A 16,533-nucleotide genomic window follows, 5' to 3' on the forward strand; every position below is an offset into this window, starting at 1 on the left:
AACCGCTTAAACTAATCAAATTAAGGTGAGGAAATATGGAATATAAATAATTAAAGCTATGACAATTGCAAAAATACCTGAAATCAAGACTGAGCCTGCTGCAATATCTTTTACTTTACCTATCACTTTATTATGTTCTGGTTGCACGTAATCTGAAAGTAACTCAATCGAAGAATTCAAACCTTCCAGACCTAAAACTAGAGTCGTCATGATTAACTGTATACACCATTCTAGACTAGTAATATTAAAATATAACCCAGCAATGATAAATAAACCAGAAAATAAAAGCTGAAACTTGAAACTATCTTCATTAAGAATTAAATACCTTAATCCTTTCCATGCATAAAGAAGAGACTTCAATCTTTCTGTTATGGTCTTAATTTTAAACATTAAAAACTAAATTACAATTAAATAAAGTCACAAAAAAAGGGAAATCATGTTTATGATTTCCCTTTAAAGTTTGATTACTATTCAACTTAATTTCTATCGATAGAACCTAAGACACGTTGTGCAAAAGCGTTGGCAGCATCTTTTTCTGACATACCTTCTTTTACCATTTTATCCATTTCTATAGCTCCAGCGATATTAGTTATAATTTCACCAACGATGTCCATTTCTTCTTCTTTTACAGAACGATGTTCAGTAAAAGATTCTAAAACTTCGATAGTATGTTCAAGTTTTTGAACATCATTATTCTTTTGAAAATGTTTAATTACTGGTAACTTCATTGACTAACTCTTTTAAAGATTCAAACTTATTCGTTTGAACTTGATTCTTAAATTCTCCATTTTTAAAAGTTGCAAATGTTGGTAAGTTATCCACATTGGCTAATTTTCTAGATTCAGGAAATTTTTCTGCATCTACCATTATAAATGGAATATCTTCATTTTCACCTGCAAGCTTTTTAAATTTAGGTTTCATCAATCTACAATTCCCGCACCAAGTTGCAGAAAATTGTACTACAACGGTGTCGTTATTTTCAACTGATTCTGCTAAATTATCTTGCTCTAATTCTTTAAACATAATTTTAATTTTATGACTAATTCAGTTAAACTGAATATTAATTATTTGATAAGTATGATGCTACACCTTCTCTGTCGGCTTTCATACTTTCTTTACCCTCTTCCCAGTTGGCAGGACAAACTTCACCATGCTTTTGTACGTGAGTATATGCATCTATCATTCTGATAAATTCATTTACATTTCTACCAAGTGGCATGTGGTTGATACTTTCCTGAAATACCGTTCCTTCCTCATCAATTAAATAAGTAGCTCTGTACGTTACGTTGTCACCATCTACGGTTAAATGACCTTCTTCATCATCAAAACGTTCATTGGTGATATCTAAAATTCCTAATCTGCTACTTAAGTTTCTGTTGGAATCTGCTAGAATTGGGTAGGTTACACCTTCAATTCCTCCGTTATCTTTTGAAGTATTTAACCACGCAAAATGAACCTCTGCAGTGTCACATGATGCTCCGATTACAATTGTATTTCTTTTTTCAAATTCTGGTAGAGCTTCTTGAAACGCATGTAATTCTGTAGGGCATACATATGTGAAATCTTTTGGATACCAAAACAAGATTACTTTTTTATTTTCTTTTTTAGCTTTATCTAAAATATTAACTTGAAAAGTATCACCCATTTCGTCCATGGCGTTCACTTTTAAATCTGGAAATTTTTTACCTACAATTGACATATCTATAATTTTTAGTTGATTAAATATGTCACAAAAATATAATCAATACTAGATAAAAATAGCTAATTGTTAACGTCTCTTCTTATATACTCATAAGCTAAACTTATGATATGTCGTCAAACTATAGGCTAGCTGCAAAAGCCATTCGAAGATCTCTTTTTAAATCACCAGTATCTTCAATACCAACTGAGAATCTAACCAAATTAGAATTGATTCCCTGAGCTTTTCTTTCTTCAGGCGTAAGAAGGGAATGGGAAGTCTTTTCTGGAGAGAGCACTGTGCTTTCTACCCCTCCTAAGCTCAATACATTTTTTATAAGCTTTAAGCCATTAAAGAATTTTGAAATATCACATTTCTCATTCAAATCAAAAGACAACATACCTCCAAACCCTTTCATCTGCGATTTCGCAAGTTCATGTTGTGGATGGGAGACCAGTCCAGGATAATAGACATGGTCAACATATTCTGATTGTTGGAGATATTCTGCTAAATCAAGAGCATTAGCAGACTGAGCTTTCACACGAAGATTGAGAGTTTTCATACTTCGCTCTAGTAGCCACACCGTCTGGTCTGCTAAACTACCTCCAAAATTTTTAGCTTTCGAAAACACTTTTTTCATAATACTATGAGAGGATGCTACCGCACCTGCAGTTATGTCACTATGCCCACCTAGATATTTGGTAGCACTGTGAATAACAATATCTACTCCGTGATCTATAAGAGTTTGGTTAATAGGACTAGCAAACGTATTATCTGCCATAGTTAGCACGTCATGTTCTTTAGCAAATTCAGTAACGAGCTTTACATCCGTGATTTCTAATAAAGGATTGGATGGTGTTTCGATATAGATAAGCTGAGTTTCTGGACGAAGCGTTGACTTTAATTCAGACCAATTATTGACGTCAATGAAGTCAAAAGAAATTCCGTACTGCCTACACTCTTCTATAATAAAATTTCGAGTCCCTCCGTAAATTTGATTTTGAAGAATTACGTGATCACCAGACTTTAAAATACTGAGCATAGCGGTAGTGATAGCGGCCATACCACTCCCAAATATTAAAGCCGCCTCTGCATGTTCTAACTCAGCGATTTTTTTTGATAAATTGAGCTGATTTGGACTATTAAAGTACCTTGGGTAAATAGAAGTTTCTAAACCATCGTAAGCATAAGCAGTTGATAAATACATTGGAGAGACTGCTCCTTTGTAAAGTTTATCTTCAACCTCGCCAGTGTGTACACATATTGTATTTAGTCCTTTTTGCATCAGTTCAATTTTTTCTCAAATTTAAATCATTAGACACAACTAAGGGTTTATTAAAGGCAAATTTTAGAATGATAGAAAAAATCTCTAATTTTCAGAAACAAATTAAGTCATGAAACATTTTAACCTCTGCTCAAAAGATAATCTTACCTTTCCTGTAAATCAGAAACTCAACAACGAGTTGATGGGTAATTACATTACAACAGTAAATCATTTAGATGATTTGAGTTCAGTTGGTTCTACCTATGTATTGATTGGCTTACCAAGCTTTTCCATTGAAGATTCGAAACCTGTCATTTCAGACAACTCCTTTAGTGAAGCCATTGCACCACTTTTAAACTTTCTTCAAAGCCCGTTCAATGATGGAACAGACATCCTAGCCTTAGGTGAAATAAAGGCAAATTCAATCTTAAAGTCGCTTCAGCAGGATGCTGACATAAAATCAGACCTTGTGGGAGCTTATCAAAAAGAGGAACTTATAATTATAGAAGAGCTTATTTCAATTATTACTGACGCGGAGAAAATACCTATTTTCATCGGTGGTAACGCACAACATAGTTTTTTCATTTCAAAGTTCTTGAGTTTAGCTTTAGTATCTCAAATAAACCTATTGGATATTTCGCCTAATTTTAATATTAGGGCTAAAAATATCCAAAATGGAAAAAACCTGAGCGAATTCAAACTCCACAAGTATGACGTTTTTGGTTTGCATAAGAATTATGTAAGTCAAACAAATTACGAGTTGATATCTACTTCAAAAAAGATCAACGTACAGTATTATGAAGACACTCTACATCTTACCACTCTTGATAAGTGTGTAAAGCTTAAAAATGCAATAGATTATTTAAATAGAAGCTTTGGTGTGAGACTAGATGCAAAAAGCATTGAAAATTGTACCAACGCCATAGAATCTTCTTCAGGTTTTAGCATTAGAGATCTAAGGACATTCATAAAGATGATAAAGAAAGAGGAAGTACATTTTGCACATTTTTGTGGCTTCGAATCATCACAATCTACAAGAACCCGTAACTTACTGAGTTATTTAATTTCAGATTTTATCAGGCAAGAAGAATAAATTATTGTAAGTCTATATTCAAACCAAAGAAACTGGAACTTGCAGCCCTGTTAAATTGTGCGTAGGAATAACTGAATCTAACTTTGTTAAATCGAATACTCACACCACCAGTCAGACCTGAAAAAGCCCTTTGATCTTGAATTCTTAACTCCTCCCCTCGCCTAAAGTTGTATCCTAATTGAACACTGAATCCGCCATCAGGAAAAAGCTCTGCACCCAAAACCGTATGTCTCAAGGCGTTATTTATAAAACCAGGGTCATCTGGAGTAATATTTCCGCTTAAATCCTCTTCATCTCTAGCAGTATTCCTGAATGCAATGTTCCACTGTTGCATATTTTCCAAAGTAATATGCCAGCGAATAGGAGCTTTCTTAAGCTTCTGCGAAATGCCAAAAATCACCTCAAAAGGCATGCTTTCTCTTACATCATTAAAGGCTCTGAATTGAGTCCCTGCATTTCTAACGAGGCCAGTCACAATCAAGTCCCATTCTGGGTAGATATAAGCTACACCCAAATCTATAGCTCCGGCAAAAGAAGAATATTGCTCCAGCTTAGAAGAAACCAGTTTAAGATTAGCGCCAGCATAAAAATCGGTTCGGCCTATCCGTCTGGCATAGCCAAAGGATAAGGCCGCCTCCTGTCCCCCGAATTCTGAAGTAGAATTTCCAGACTCATCAAAACCGTCGAAGCTACCGTAGTCTACATACGTAACACCAGCTTGTATAATTTGAGTTCTTCGTCCGACATCATAAGCATAAGAAGCAGTCCCATAGTTAACATCTGCGAAGTAATTCATGTAATTTGCAGACATCTGGTTATGCATTTCAAAGTTGATTAAAGCTGGATTGGCCATTGCGTTAGCAGGATCGAAAGAATAAGAAGTCACATTCTTACCACCTAAAGCTGAAATTTTAGGTGAAACCGGTAAATTCAAAAATTGATAGGTATTACGTCCGCCAATTTGGGCAAATGCATGACAAGATATCCCTAAAGATAAAACTAAATAAGCGATTTTTTTGTTCATGTAAAGTCTTGAATACCTTGTATGGAAACGCTGTGCAATGTAATTTATTTTGAATTATCTTATCAATAAAAAACCAGATGAATAATTCATCTGGTTTTAATTTATGACGTAGAAAAGTGCTTAAAGAGTCTTGGCATCCTTAACTTTCTGTTTCGTCAGGGCTAAATCTAAAACCTCATGCATTTCATTCACGAAGTTAATTTTTAGTCCTTTAAGGTAGTCTTCCTTAATTTCTTCTATATCCTTTCGGTTCTCTTCGCACAAAATGATTTCCTTTATTTTTGCACGTTTGGCTGCAAGTATTTTTTCTTTAATACCTCCTACTGGTAACACTTTCCCTCTTAAGGTGATTTCTCCAGTCATCGCCAAATTCTTTTTGACTTTACGCTGAGTGAAGAGCGATACCAATGAAGTTAGCATGGTTATACCAGCGCTAGGTCCATCTTTTGGAGTGGCGCCTTCTGGTACGTGAATATGAACATTATAATTTGAAAAGATTTCAGAATCAAGGTTAAATTTATCGGCGTTAGACTTGATATACTCAAGGGCTATGGTCGCAGATTCTTTCATCACTTTGCCCAGATTACCAGTAATGCTTAGGTTTCCTTTACCTTTAGATAAGATAGACTCGATATATAATATCTCTCCACCTACACTAGTCCAGGCTAGACCTGTCACAACACCAGCTACTTCATTATTTTCGTAAGAATTCCTTGGTCTGGCAGGACCTAAGATTTTCTCTAGCTGTTCGTTAGAAACTTTTACCTCATACTCCTCCTCCATAGCAATATTTTTAGCGATGTTTCTCACCACTTTTGCTATTTGTTTTTCTAGATTACGAACACCAGATTCTCGAGTATACCCATCGATTATTTTTTCCAATTGCTGCTTACCAAGCTTGATATCTTCTTTTTTAATACCATGCTCTTTAATTTGTTTTGGAAGTAAGTGTCGTTTTGCTATCTCTACTTTTTCTTCCACAGTATACCCATTTACATGAATGATTTCCATACGGTCTCTTAAAGCAGGATGTATTGAAGCTAAATTATTGGAAGTGGCCACAAACATAACTTTAGATAAGTCGTAACCTACTTCAAGGAAATTATCATGAAAATCATCATTTTGCTCAGGGTCTAAGACTTCAAGCAAGGCAGAAGAAGGATCGCCCTGGTGACTGTTACCTAATTTATCAATTTCATCTAAGACAAAGACAGGATTGTTGGTCCCAGCTTTCTTTAAACTTTGAATAATCCGACCTGGCATCGCTCCAATATAAGTTTTCCTATGACCTCGAATTTCAGCTTCATCGCGCAAACCACCTAAAGAAACACGTGCATACTTTCTACCTAAGGCTTCAGCTATAGATTTACCTAGTGAAGTCTTACCGACACCGGGAGGTCCATATAAGCAAAGTATTGGAGACTTCATATCTTTTCTAAGCTTTAGTACTGCGAGGTATTCTATGATACGCCTCTTCACATCCTCCAATCCGTAATGATCTCTATCGAGAACTTTTTGAGCACGTTTAAGATCAAATATATCTTCACTTGTTTCGTCCCACGGGAGATCTAAGAATAAATCCAGGTAGTTTCTTTGAATAGAATATTCTGCCACCTGTGGATTCATTTTCTGTAATTTAGCCAATTCTTTATTGAAATGGTTCTCTACCTTTTCATTCCAGTGTTTGGCCTTGGCTCTTTCTCTCATTTCTTCAAGCTCACCTTCGGAAGAAACTCCTCCCAACTCTTCTTGGATTGTTTTCATTTGCTGATGAAGAAAATACTCGCGTTGTTGTTGGCTCATGTCACTTTGAACCTTAGACTGAATATCATTTTTGAGTTCAAGTTTCTGAAACTCAACATTCATATATTTAAGCGTAGATAGAGCCCTTTCTTTTAGGTCACTAGTTTCCAATAGTTTTTGTTTGTCTTCGACATCAACACTCATGTTAGACGAAACAAAATTGATTAAAAAGGAAGAACTTTCAATATTCTTGATAGCAAAAGAAGCCTCTGATGGTATATTAGGACTATTCTTTATAATCCTTAATGAGAGATCTTTTATTGAATCAATGATTGTTTTGAACTCTTCATCTTCTGATACAGGTTTCAGCTCTTCAAATTCTTGTATTCTACATCTCAAATAAGGATCATCACTAACAGGCTCTGTTATTTTGAACCGCTTTTTACCCTGAATGATCACTGTAGTATTCCCATCTGGCATTTTTAGTACTCTCAAGATTCTGGCTACCACACCTACTTTGTGAATGTCTTTATATGAGGGGTGCTCCTCATCATCATTGGTTTGAGCTACTACACCTATGGTTTTGTTGCCATTGTTAGCATCGTTAATTAATTTGATAGACTTATCTCTACCGGCAGTAATAGGAATAACAACACCAGGAAAAAGCACTGTATTTTTCAGAGGAAGGATAGGTAGGTCTTCTGGTAAGACCTCACGATTGATCTCCTCTTCATCTTCTGAAGTCATCAAAGGAATCAACTCCGCATCTTCATCAATATGTTCTGTAGATATATTATCTAAATTAAATAGTCCGGATTTTGCCATAATATTTTTTTTGTCAAAATGTCAGTAAACACTGACTCATCTTCTCGTTTTATGTTATCTCAACTAAAAAACCTTGATTTTCAACTCCAATCAAGATTCCTTTACATAAGGTTCAATTCCCATGCCACGCTAATTTATTACTATTGTAAGTTTTACTTTTGTTTTCTGTAAGATTTAGTCGAAATTTACCATTTATTATAACTATGGATACAAATCAACAATTTGATAGCATCGTTGAAGAAACGAGAGAGCTGTTTATAAAAAAAACGAAAGACTACGGGACAGCCTGGAGAATCTTGAGACTTACGTCACTTACCGATCAAATTTTTATAAAAGCAAGCAGAATAAGGAGCCTTCAGGAGAACAAGGCACAGAAGGTAGAAGAAAATGAAGATGCTGAATTTATTGGCATTATTAATTATTCAATAATGGCTTTGATACAGATCGATTTAGGTGTTTCTGAAAAAGCAGATCTTAATGCCAAAGAAGCTGTAACCCATTATAATTTGCAAGTGGAAAAAGCTAAAAAACTAATGATTGATAAGAACCATGATTATGGAGAAGTTTGGAGAAAAATGAGGGTGAGTTCACTTACAGATTTGATCCTACAAAAGTTACTACGCATCAAACAAATTGAAGATAATAGTGGTAAAACCCTGGTAAGTGAGGGCATCGAAGCAGGATATCTTGACATCATTAATTATTCTGTATTTGCTTTAATTCATTTAAATACCTCTTCAAAATGAAATTCATTGTAGGATTTGCAAGAGTTTTTGTAGGGTTATTATTTATATTTAGTGGTTTTGTTAAACTCAACGACCCTATTGGTTTTTCTTACAAGCTAGAGGAATATTTTGGTGAGGCCGTTCTCAACTTAGAGTTTTTAATTCCTTACGCTCTAGTCCTAGCTATTTTTATCGTCATTTATGAGCTGCTTCTTGGAATTACGTTATTGATTGGTTATGCGCCGAAATTCACGAAGTGGAGCTTACTGCTCATGATTGTATTTTTCACATTTCTGACTTTTTACTCAGCGTATTTTAACAAGGTAACCGACTGTGGTTGTTTTGGAGATGCGATTCCTCTCACTCCTTGGCAGTCATTTTACAAAGACATTATCCTTTTGATCTTGATTCTGATTCTCTTTTTCAATGAAAGATTTATAAAACCAATTTTTGCTAAAGCCTCTTTGAAGTGGATTGTATTTGCTGCCAGTATTGGATGTTTATACTTTGCCTATCATGTACTAATGCATTTACCAGCTATAGATTTTAGACCCTATAAAATAGGAACTCATATTCCAGATGCTATGTCTTTTCCAGAAGATGCCAAGGAAGCAGTTTATGAATATAGATGGACTTTCCAGGCTGATGGAGAAGAGCAGATTATAGTTACCAGTGGAAATTATCCTGAGGCTGCAGGCGAATTTATGGGTGTAGAAACTGAGCTTGTAAGCGAAGGTTATACACCTCCGATTCATGATTTTTCTTTGATTAAAAATGATGAAGATCATTTGGATGAGCTTATGGATGAAGAAAAATTGCTTGTTATAGTAGCTTATAATTTATCGGAAACAGAAAATGAAGGCTGGAATACTATTAAATCAGCTATTAATCAAGCTGAAAAATCAGGTTACAAAGTCATTGGACTTACGGCTTCTGGAGATAAAGCTATTGATAATTTTAAAGATCAATTCGAATTGAATTTTGACTTTTACTTTGCAGATGAAACAGCAATAAAGACTATTGTAAGAGCAAATCCGGGTATTGTAGAAATACAAAAGGGTATTATCACCAATAAATTGCATTGGAATGATGCAGATGAACTTTAAAATAGATTTCTGTTGCTAAAACACATTCTTCAAAAAACTGGCTATGCATTTGTGACCCTTATAGGTGTAGTGACCGTTATTTTTTTTCTTTTTAGTGTTTTACCAGGAGATCCGGCTCAAATGATGTTAGGTCAAAATGAAACCGAAGAGCAACTTCAACAACAAAAGGCTAAATATGGATTTGATAAAAGCATAGGTCAGCAGTATCTCTATTATCTTAATGATCTTTCGCCAATTTCTTGGCATAGTTCAAATTCTACAGAATTTAGTTTTTATAGTGATAAAAAATACAGCGGGGTAAAACTATTGCCTTTCTTCTGGAATGGCGATCTCTATTTAAAAATACCTTACCTGAGAACGTCTTTCCAGCGTCAGGACCAGAAGGTATTAGATATCATTAAGCAAACTCTTCCAAATACTGCTATTCTTGCTGTATCATCAATTGCTATCGCTCTTGTAATAGGAATTTTTTTAGGCATCATCTCTGCCCTTAGAAAAGATTCTTTTTTAGATAAAAGTATACAAGTACTAAGTACACTTGGAATGAGCTTACCCTCCTTTTTTAGTGCCATTTTGGCGGCCTGGCTGTTTGGTTTTGTCCTAAAAGAATATACTGGTCTTAATATGACTGGAAACCTCTATGAACTGGATGATTTTGGAGAAAAAAGAGAATTACATCTAAAAAATTTAATTTTACCTGCCTTAGTATTAGGCATTCGACCGTTAGCTGTTGTTATTCAATTGATGAGAAGTTCCTTACTGGAAGTATTTCAACAAGATTATATCAGGACAGCTAAAGCCAAAGGACTCAACACTTACTCAATTGTAGCCAGACATGGTATTAAAAATGCATTAAATCCAGTGGTTACAGCAATATCAGGATGGTTTGCTTCCATGCTTGCTGGTGCTGTTTTTGTTGAGTATATTTTTGGCTGGAATGGATTAGGAAAAGAAATTGTAGATGCGCTTAATACCTTGGATTTACCAATTATTATGGGTGCAGTGTTAACTATTGCTATCCTTTTTATCATTATTAATATCTTAGTGGATATTATATATAAATTATTAGATCCTAGAATATAACTTAAAATAAAAATATGAGAACTCAAATAGTAGCAGGAAACTGGAAAATGAATTGTAATTTAGATGAATCTCAACACCTGCTCAACGCTTTAAATCAAAAGAATTTTACTACAACTGATGTTGAAGTTATTGTTGCACCTCCCTATACCAATCTATATGCTGCTCATCAATCTTTAAAAGATTCACCTATTAAGCTTTCATCACAAAACCTAAATGAAAATGAAAAAGGGGCCTATACCGGTGAAATTTCTCCAGCTATGCTTAAGAGTGTTGGGGTAGAATATGTTATTATAGGTCATAGCGAACGTAGAGTTATTTATAAGGAAACAGATCATCTTCTGGCCAAAAAAGCAACTACTGCCGCAAAACATAACCTGAAAATCATGTTTTGTATAGGAGAAGTACTAGAACAAAGAAAAGAGGGAAGGCATTTCGAAATTGTCAAAGAACAATTAGAGAAAGGGCTTTTTCACCTTAGTGCCACAGAGATGAAGAATGTCGTGATTGCCTATGAACCCGTCTGGGCTATTGGTACAGGCGAAACCGCTTCTCCAGAACAGGCACAAGAGATGCACCAGTACATAAGAAAGGTTATAGCTGATCACTACACAATTAAAATTGGAGAACAAACGTCTATACTTTATGGAGGAAGTGTAAAACCCAATAATGCCAAAGAAATTTTTGCAAAAGAGGACGTCGATGGCGGACTTATTGGTGGCGCTTCATTAGATGCGGATAGTTTTGCAGATATTGTGATGTCCTTTTAGTATGATCTACATAGAATATAAATTTGTAGTTGAACCATTGCAGCCAGGAAGAGACATCCTTCTAGCAGAATTGGGAGATTTGCCATTCGAAAGTTTTGAAGATCATCAAGATGGTCTTTTAGCTTACATTGATCAGACGCAGGATAAAGAAAATCTACTGGCTCAAATACGCATTTTGTCTTCCAAGGAATTCCATATTAATTACACTAAAACTACCATAAAACAGATCAACTGGAATGAAGAATGGGAGAAAAACTTCCACCCTATTCACATTGATGACCGCTGTACTATTCGTGCCCCGTTTCATCCTAAAACCCAGGCGGACATTGATATTATAATTGAACCAAAAATGTCATTTGGTACAGGACATCATGCCACCACCTATCAAATTTCTGAAATGCTTCTTGAAGAAGACTGTCAAGGAAAACGAGTACTAGATATGGGCTGTGGAACAGGCGTGCTAGGCATTTTATCAGAAATCAGAGGAGCAAATAAAGTAGATTATATCGATATTGATTCATGGTGTGTGGAAAATACCATTGAAAACCTTGAGCGTAATTCCTGCAAAGGCAAGGTGATGCTCGGAGGAGCTGAGAAAATTAATGCTGATTATGATATGATTCTGGCTAACATCAACCGAAACATTTTAGTGGAAGATATGTCTGTGTATGCCAGTCACTTGGTCTCAGGAGGTATAATTTTTTTTAGTGGCTTTTATAAAGAAGACCTTCCATTAATTCAATCTGAAGCTGAAAATCAGGCATTGACAATTGTTAACTATCGAATAAAAGATGAGTGGGTAGCAGCCAAATTCACAAAAAATTAAAAAACAGATTTAGAAAACTCTATATATTTGCTAAAAATTAGATGATGAGTACTAGAGAAGAAGTTTTAGAAGATGTTGATGTCAAGGAGAAACTTACAGATTCTCATGAGATCGTGGTCTATAATGACGAGGTGAACACCTTTGACCACGTGATTGAAACCTTGATTAAAACTTGCGATCATGATGCTCTCCAAGCCGAGCAGTGTACGCTACTCATTCATTATAAAGGTAAATGTGCTGTTAAATCGGGAGAATATGACGATTTAAAGCCCCGCTGTACAGAGATTTTACGAGCTGGAATTAGCGCAGAAATAGTATAAAAAAAGCCTCGATAATCGAGGCTTTTTTATTTCAGTGATTACTTCTACCCTACCACTTTAATAATTTCTGAAGTGATATAGTCTATTTGTTCTTTATCCAATTCGGTATGCATGGGTAAAGCAATCACTTCATCCACCAATTGATTAGTCACACCAAATTCCTTTTCATCATAACGCTCATCTTTGTAAGCCTTTTGAGAATGTAGGGGTATCGGATAGTAGATACCGTGAGGAATATTATTTTTCTTAAAATGCTCCGCTAATTCATCTCGCTTTCCATTTTTGATTTTAATGGTGTACTGATGAAAGACATGACAATCGCAGGTATCACAAATGCCTTGTGAATTATCGCATCTTTTGTGAGTTTTAGTTTGTGGAGTTTCAATATGTTCAGACTTACTTAAGGCTTCCGTATAATGTCTGGCCGCATTTTGACGTCTTGAGCTATACTCGTCCAAGTGCCCAAGTTTGATGTCTAAAATAGCTGCTTGTATGCTATCTAAACGTGAATTCACCCCTACTACATCGTGATGGTAACGTTCGTACATCCCGTGGTTTACAACCCCTCTTATGATGTGTGCTAAGTCGTCATCGTTAGTGAAAATTGCGCCTCCGTCACCGTAAGCTCCTAAGTTTTTAGAGGGGAAAAAAGACGTTGCCCCTACGTCACCAATAGTTCCAGCTTTTTGCTGAGATCCATCTTTGAATGTATAATTGGCACCAATAGCTTGAGCATTATCCTCTATCACGTAAAGATCGTGAGCCTTTGCAATCTCCATGATTTCTTCCATCTGCGCTACGTGACCAAAGAGATGAACTGGAACTATAGCCTTTGTTTTTGGAGTAATGGCTTCTTCCAATTTTTTAAGATCCATATTGAAACTATCCTTATCAACGTCGATAAGAACAGGCGTTAAATTCAATAGGGCGATCACTTCTACTGTAGCGGCAAAGGTGAAATCCACAGTAATGACTTCGTCTCCGGGTTTTAGGCCGAGACCCATCATAGATATTTGCAAGGCATCTGTTCCATTAGCACAAGGAATCACATGCTTTACGCCTAAATAAGTTTCCAGGTGTTCCTGAAATTTTTTGACCGCAGGGCCATTGATATAAGACGTTGAATTTAAAACTTCAAAAATGGATTGATCCACTTCTTCTTTTATTTGATCGTATTGACCCTTCAGGTCAACCATTTGTAATTTTCTCATTTGCATTGTATCTCCTACAAAAATAAGAATATTAAGTATTCAAATGGACAATTCTTCTAAAAGCTTATTTTTGGAAAAAATCCTGATTTGAAATTTTTGTATCAATGCATCATCCATTTTGTTCAATTTATTCTACCAGTTCTAAAAATATCTGGTGGTAAATTAAAATCGTTTGTTGAAGGTCGTCAAGGCTGGGCAGATAACTTAAGACATCAGGTCTCTGATAATGATAAGGTTATATGGTTTCACGCCGCTTCTTTAGGCGAATATGAGCAGGCTGTACCTATCATTAACTCCCTTAAGACTTCACATCCGTATTATAAAATTGCGGTGAGTTTTTTCTCTCCTTCTGGCTATGAAGTAAAAAAGAAAGATTCTAAATTGGATGTAGTAACATATCTCCCCTTGGATACTAAAAAAAATGCAAAGTTATTTCTTGATATTTTAAAGCCTAAACTTGCTCTAATTATCAAATATGAAGTCTGGCCCAACATGATGGATGTGCTCTACGAGCGTAAAATTAATAGTTACCTTATCTCTGGATTATTTCGGCAAGAGCAATTGTATTTTAAACCTTTAGGTAAATTCATGGCTCAGGCTTTAGGTAAGTTTGATCATATTTTTGTTCAAAATGAAGAGTCTTTAAAGCTTCTTCAACAACACGGCTTCAATCATTCAAGCATTTCTGGTGATACTCGCTACGATAGAGTTATAGCTCAATTGGGCATGGATAATCAATTGGATTTTATGGAGTCTTTTACTGCTTCAGGAGAACTCACGATTGTATTTGGAAGTACCTGGCCGGAAGACCTATCGGTATGTATAGACGCCATCAATAACTTACCAAAAAAGATTAAGGTTGTTATCGCCCCTCATCAGATCAATTCTAACCAAATTCAGCATATAAAAAAGAAGTTGACAAAGAAAACGCTTTGTTATACTCAGTTAACAAGCCAAGATTTGAATAATTATCAGGTATTGATTCTAGATACCATTGGCTTACTCACCAAAGTATACAGCTATGCCAATGTGGCATATGTAGGCGGAGGTATGGGCCTAAGTGGACTTCACAACATTTTGGAACCCGCAGCTTTTGGAATACCAGTGATTATTGGAAAAAATTACGGTAAGTTCCCGGAAGCCAAAATGCTAAGACGTTTAGGAGGATTGTTTAATATTGATTCTAAGGAGGAGTTTAACTCTATTCTAGAAAAAATGATAAATGATAAAACCTTTAGAGAAAAAAGCGGACAGATTTGCGGGCATTTCGTCAATAGTGAAGCTGGCGCTACTCCAGTTATTTTGGAGAAAATTACAAAGCAGTTATAACCAGAAAATATCATTGCAACTTCTTCATTAGGGAACTAGAAACTATTAAGCCCTTGGTTTTTTATTTAATCTTATCACGAAGAAAACCATAAATACCACGCAGAGTAATGCCAATGCAAGAGAGCTTACAATAAGAAGTTTTTGAACGGCTTCCAGTACGTTGGTTGCAGCGCTAAAATTTCCTAAAACCAGAAAGCCCAGAGTAAAGATAAATAGCAGAGATCCCCAAAGCCATTTGTGAAGTGTTGAAGGATTAATCCTTTCTAGGTCTGAAAACATACTCAACACGAATATTGCAGAATCTACTGAAGTGATTAAAAATCCAAATAATAAGATCACTGCTAAAACAACTGCATAACTCCCTAATGGATATTGATTTAAAAGAACAAATGTTGCAGTGAAAACATTTTCAAATGCTGATTCTGAAACCAGTCCGCTTTCAATAAGTTCTATTGCAGAAGTTCCAAAACTGGTAAACCAAATAAAAGTACCTAAGCTTGGGACAATCAAAACTCCCAAGATCATCTCACGAAGGCTCCTCCCTTTAGATATTCTGGCAATAAATATCCCAGTAAAGGGAGCCCAGGCCAACCAAAACGCCCAATAGTAATAGGTCCAATCTGATAAAAATACTTCACTAAAATTAAAATCTCCTATAGCCAAGCTAAGCGGAAAAAAGTCTATTATAAGCGCAATAGAAGTGTTGAAAAAATTGGATACAAGGTGAGAAAAATCAGTTTGAAGACTCGCAAAGGCAAGAAGAAGTAGCGTAAGTCCAATATTGAGATTTGAAAGCAGCTGTATTCCTCTTTTAAGGCCTCGTATTGAAGATGTTATGGCTAACCCGAAAATTAAAAAGCAAAGTATGATAGTAGAGCTGAAATTTAATTCCACATCAGAGATAAAGTCAAGCCCACCTTTTAATTGTCTGATGCCAAGAGCCACAGCACTCACGATACCAAATACAGTTGTCAAAATAACCAAAAGGTCAATAGGCAAAGCAATACTATCAACTTGCTTATGGGTAATAACGTGACTTAATTGAATATTCTTTTTTTGAACAAAAAGTAAATAAGCGATGAAGACCGCAAAGAGTCCATAAAAAGCCCAGGCCGTAAAGCCCCAATGATAAAAAGTCATCTCCAAACCATGAATAAGCTTAGACCCCTCCAGCTCTATTCCAGGATTTTGCATCATAAAAACAGGCTCCTGCACGGCTCTTAAAATTATTCCTGCACCCATCCCAGTAGAATACATCATTGCCAGCCAGGATAAAGTAGAGTATTCTGCTGGGTCATTACCTAACTTCAACTTTCCAAACTTAGAAAATGCTATAACTAACAAATAAACAAGAATGACGAGTCCCAGCACTAGATAAAATCCACCAAATAGGGATCTAATCCAATTTGAAGCTAAAGTGATAGAATGAAAAGATTGATTTGGAAAAAACAGAAACATGATGCTCAATAAGCCTAAAACCAAAAGACATGCCAGTAGAATTCTATTTTTCTTTTGAAGTGAAGGCAACATCAATTTTTT

Annotated in this window: 17 protein-coding genes; 8 read left to right on the forward strand and 9 right to left on the reverse strand. The window is 35.5% G+C overall.

Annotated features, from left to right (window positions below; translation table 11 throughout):
* Positions 1-15 precede the first annotated feature (15 nt).
* The 5 genes from F598_RS0111240 to F598_RS0111260 all read right to left on the reverse strand — a co-directional run bounded on the left by F598_RS0111240 (position 16) and on the right by F598_RS0111260 (position 2,963).
* Positions 16-390, reverse strand: a complete 375-nt coding sequence (locus F598_RS0111240) for a diacylglycerol kinase family protein (RefSeq protein ID WP_019039156.1) — start codon at positions 388-390, stop codon at positions 16-18.
* Positions 391-476: 86 nt separating this feature from the next.
* The gene (locus tag F598_RS0111245) at positions 477-728 is read right to left on the reverse strand and encodes a DUF6952 family protein (protein WP_019039157.1); all 252 of its coding nucleotides are present in this window, start codon (positions 726-728) and stop codon (positions 477-479) included.
* Positions 709-1,023, reverse strand: a complete 315-nt coding sequence (locus F598_RS0111250) for a thioredoxin family protein (RefSeq protein ID WP_019039158.1) — start codon at positions 1,021-1,023, stop codon at positions 709-711. The genes F598_RS0111245 and F598_RS0111250 overlap by 20 nt, the downstream gene beginning before the upstream one ends.
* A gap of 37 nt (positions 1,024-1,060) precedes the next feature.
* Entirely contained in the window at positions 1,061-1,699 is a 639-nt protein-coding gene (locus tag F598_RS0111255) for a peroxiredoxin (RefSeq protein WP_019039159.1), read from the reverse strand.
* Positions 1,700-1,820: 121 nt separating this feature from the next.
* Positions 1,821-2,963, reverse strand: coding sequence for a trans-sulfuration enzyme family protein (locus F598_RS0111260; protein WP_019039160.1), 1,143 nt, complete (start codon positions 2,961-2,963; stop codon positions 1,821-1,823).
* 109 nt (positions 2,964-3,072) lie between these two features.
* Between F598_RS0111260 and F598_RS0111265 the strand changes: the two genes are divergently transcribed.
* Positions 3,073-4,035 carry an arginase family protein gene (locus F598_RS0111265; protein ID WP_019039161.1) on the forward strand — a complete coding sequence of 321 codons (963 nt, stop codon included), beginning with the start codon at positions 3,073-3,075 and terminating at the stop codon, positions 4,033-4,035.
* A gap of 1 nt (position 4,036) precedes the next feature.
* On the opposite strand, the gene porQ is transcribed toward F598_RS0111265, so the two are convergent.
* Positions 4,037-5,059, reverse strand: coding sequence for a type IX secretion system protein PorQ (gene porQ, locus F598_RS0111270; RefSeq protein WP_019039162.1), 1,023 nt, complete (start codon positions 5,057-5,059; stop codon positions 4,037-4,039).
* A gap of 120 nt (positions 5,060-5,179) precedes the next feature.
* Complete coding sequence (gene lon, locus F598_RS0111275; protein ID WP_019039163.1) at positions 5,180-7,627, reverse strand: endopeptidase La; 2,448 nt, start codon at positions 7,625-7,627, stop codon at positions 5,180-5,182.
* A gap of 203 nt (positions 7,628-7,830) precedes the next feature.
* Here lon and F598_RS0111280 point away from each other — a divergent pair, with 203 nt between their 5' ends.
* From F598_RS0111280 to F598_RS0111305, 6 genes are read left to right on the forward strand one after another with little or no spacing between them, the layout of a single operon-like run.
* Positions 7,831-8,373 carry a DUF1599 domain-containing protein gene (locus F598_RS0111280; protein ID WP_019039164.1) on the forward strand — a complete coding sequence of 181 codons (543 nt, stop codon included), beginning with the start codon at positions 7,831-7,833 and terminating at the stop codon, positions 8,371-8,373.
* Positions 8,370-9,458: a BT_3928 family protein gene (locus tag F598_RS0111285; RefSeq protein WP_019039165.1), complete on the forward strand. Its 1,089-nt coding sequence runs from the start codon at positions 8,370-8,372 to the stop codon at positions 9,456-9,458. Before F598_RS0111280 ends, F598_RS0111285 begins: the two co-directional genes overlap by 4 nt.
* Before the next feature lie 12 nt (positions 9,459-9,470).
* Positions 9,471-10,541, forward strand: a complete 1,071-nt coding sequence (locus F598_RS0111290; RefSeq protein ID WP_019039166.1) for an ABC transporter permease — start codon at positions 9,471-9,473, stop codon at positions 10,539-10,541.
* A gap of 14 nt (positions 10,542-10,555) precedes the next feature.
* Positions 10,556-11,308 carry a triose-phosphate isomerase gene (gene tpiA, locus F598_RS0111295; RefSeq protein ID WP_019039167.1) on the forward strand — a complete coding sequence of 251 codons (753 nt, stop codon included), beginning with the start codon at positions 10,556-10,558 and terminating at the stop codon, positions 11,306-11,308.
* Between the two features lies 1 nt (position 11,309).
* Positions 11,310-12,134 carry a 50S ribosomal protein L11 methyltransferase gene (gene prmA / locus F598_RS0111300; protein WP_019039168.1) on the forward strand — a complete coding sequence of 275 codons (825 nt, stop codon included), beginning with the start codon at positions 11,310-11,312 and terminating at the stop codon, positions 12,132-12,134.
* A gap of 44 nt (positions 12,135-12,178) precedes the next feature.
* On the forward strand, positions 12,179-12,454 hold the full coding sequence (locus F598_RS0111305; protein WP_019039169.1) for an ATP-dependent Clp protease adaptor ClpS: 276 nt from the start codon (positions 12,179-12,181) through the stop codon (positions 12,452-12,454).
* Positions 12,455-12,498: 44 nt separating this feature from the next.
* Here the strand turns inward: F598_RS0111305 and F598_RS0111310 are convergent, their stop codons facing one another.
* Positions 12,499-13,665, reverse strand: a complete 1,167-nt coding sequence (locus F598_RS0111310) for a DegT/DnrJ/EryC1/StrS family aminotransferase (RefSeq protein WP_026302675.1) — start codon at positions 13,663-13,665, stop codon at positions 12,499-12,501.
* Between the two features lie 87 nt (positions 13,666-13,752).
* Here F598_RS0111310 and F598_RS0111315 point away from each other — a divergent pair, with 87 nt between their 5' ends.
* Complete coding sequence (locus tag F598_RS0111315; protein WP_026302676.1) at positions 13,753-14,994, forward strand: 3-deoxy-D-manno-octulosonic acid transferase; 1,242 nt, start codon at positions 13,753-13,755, stop codon at positions 14,992-14,994.
* Positions 14,995-15,039: 45 nt separating this feature from the next.
* On the opposite strand, the gene F598_RS0111320 is transcribed toward F598_RS0111315, so the two are convergent.
* Positions 15,040-16,524 (reverse strand): BCCT family transporter, encoded by a 1,485-nt coding sequence (locus F598_RS0111320; RefSeq protein WP_033408653.1) that lies wholly within the window; start codon positions 16,522-16,524, stop codon positions 15,040-15,042.
* Positions 16,525-16,533 lie beyond the last annotated feature (9 nt).

This window comes from Psychroflexus tropicus DSM 15496 (assembly GCF_000378765.1).
Classification (GTDB): Bacteria; Bacteroidota; Bacteroidia; order Flavobacteriales; family Flavobacteriaceae; genus Psychroflexus; species Psychroflexus tropicus.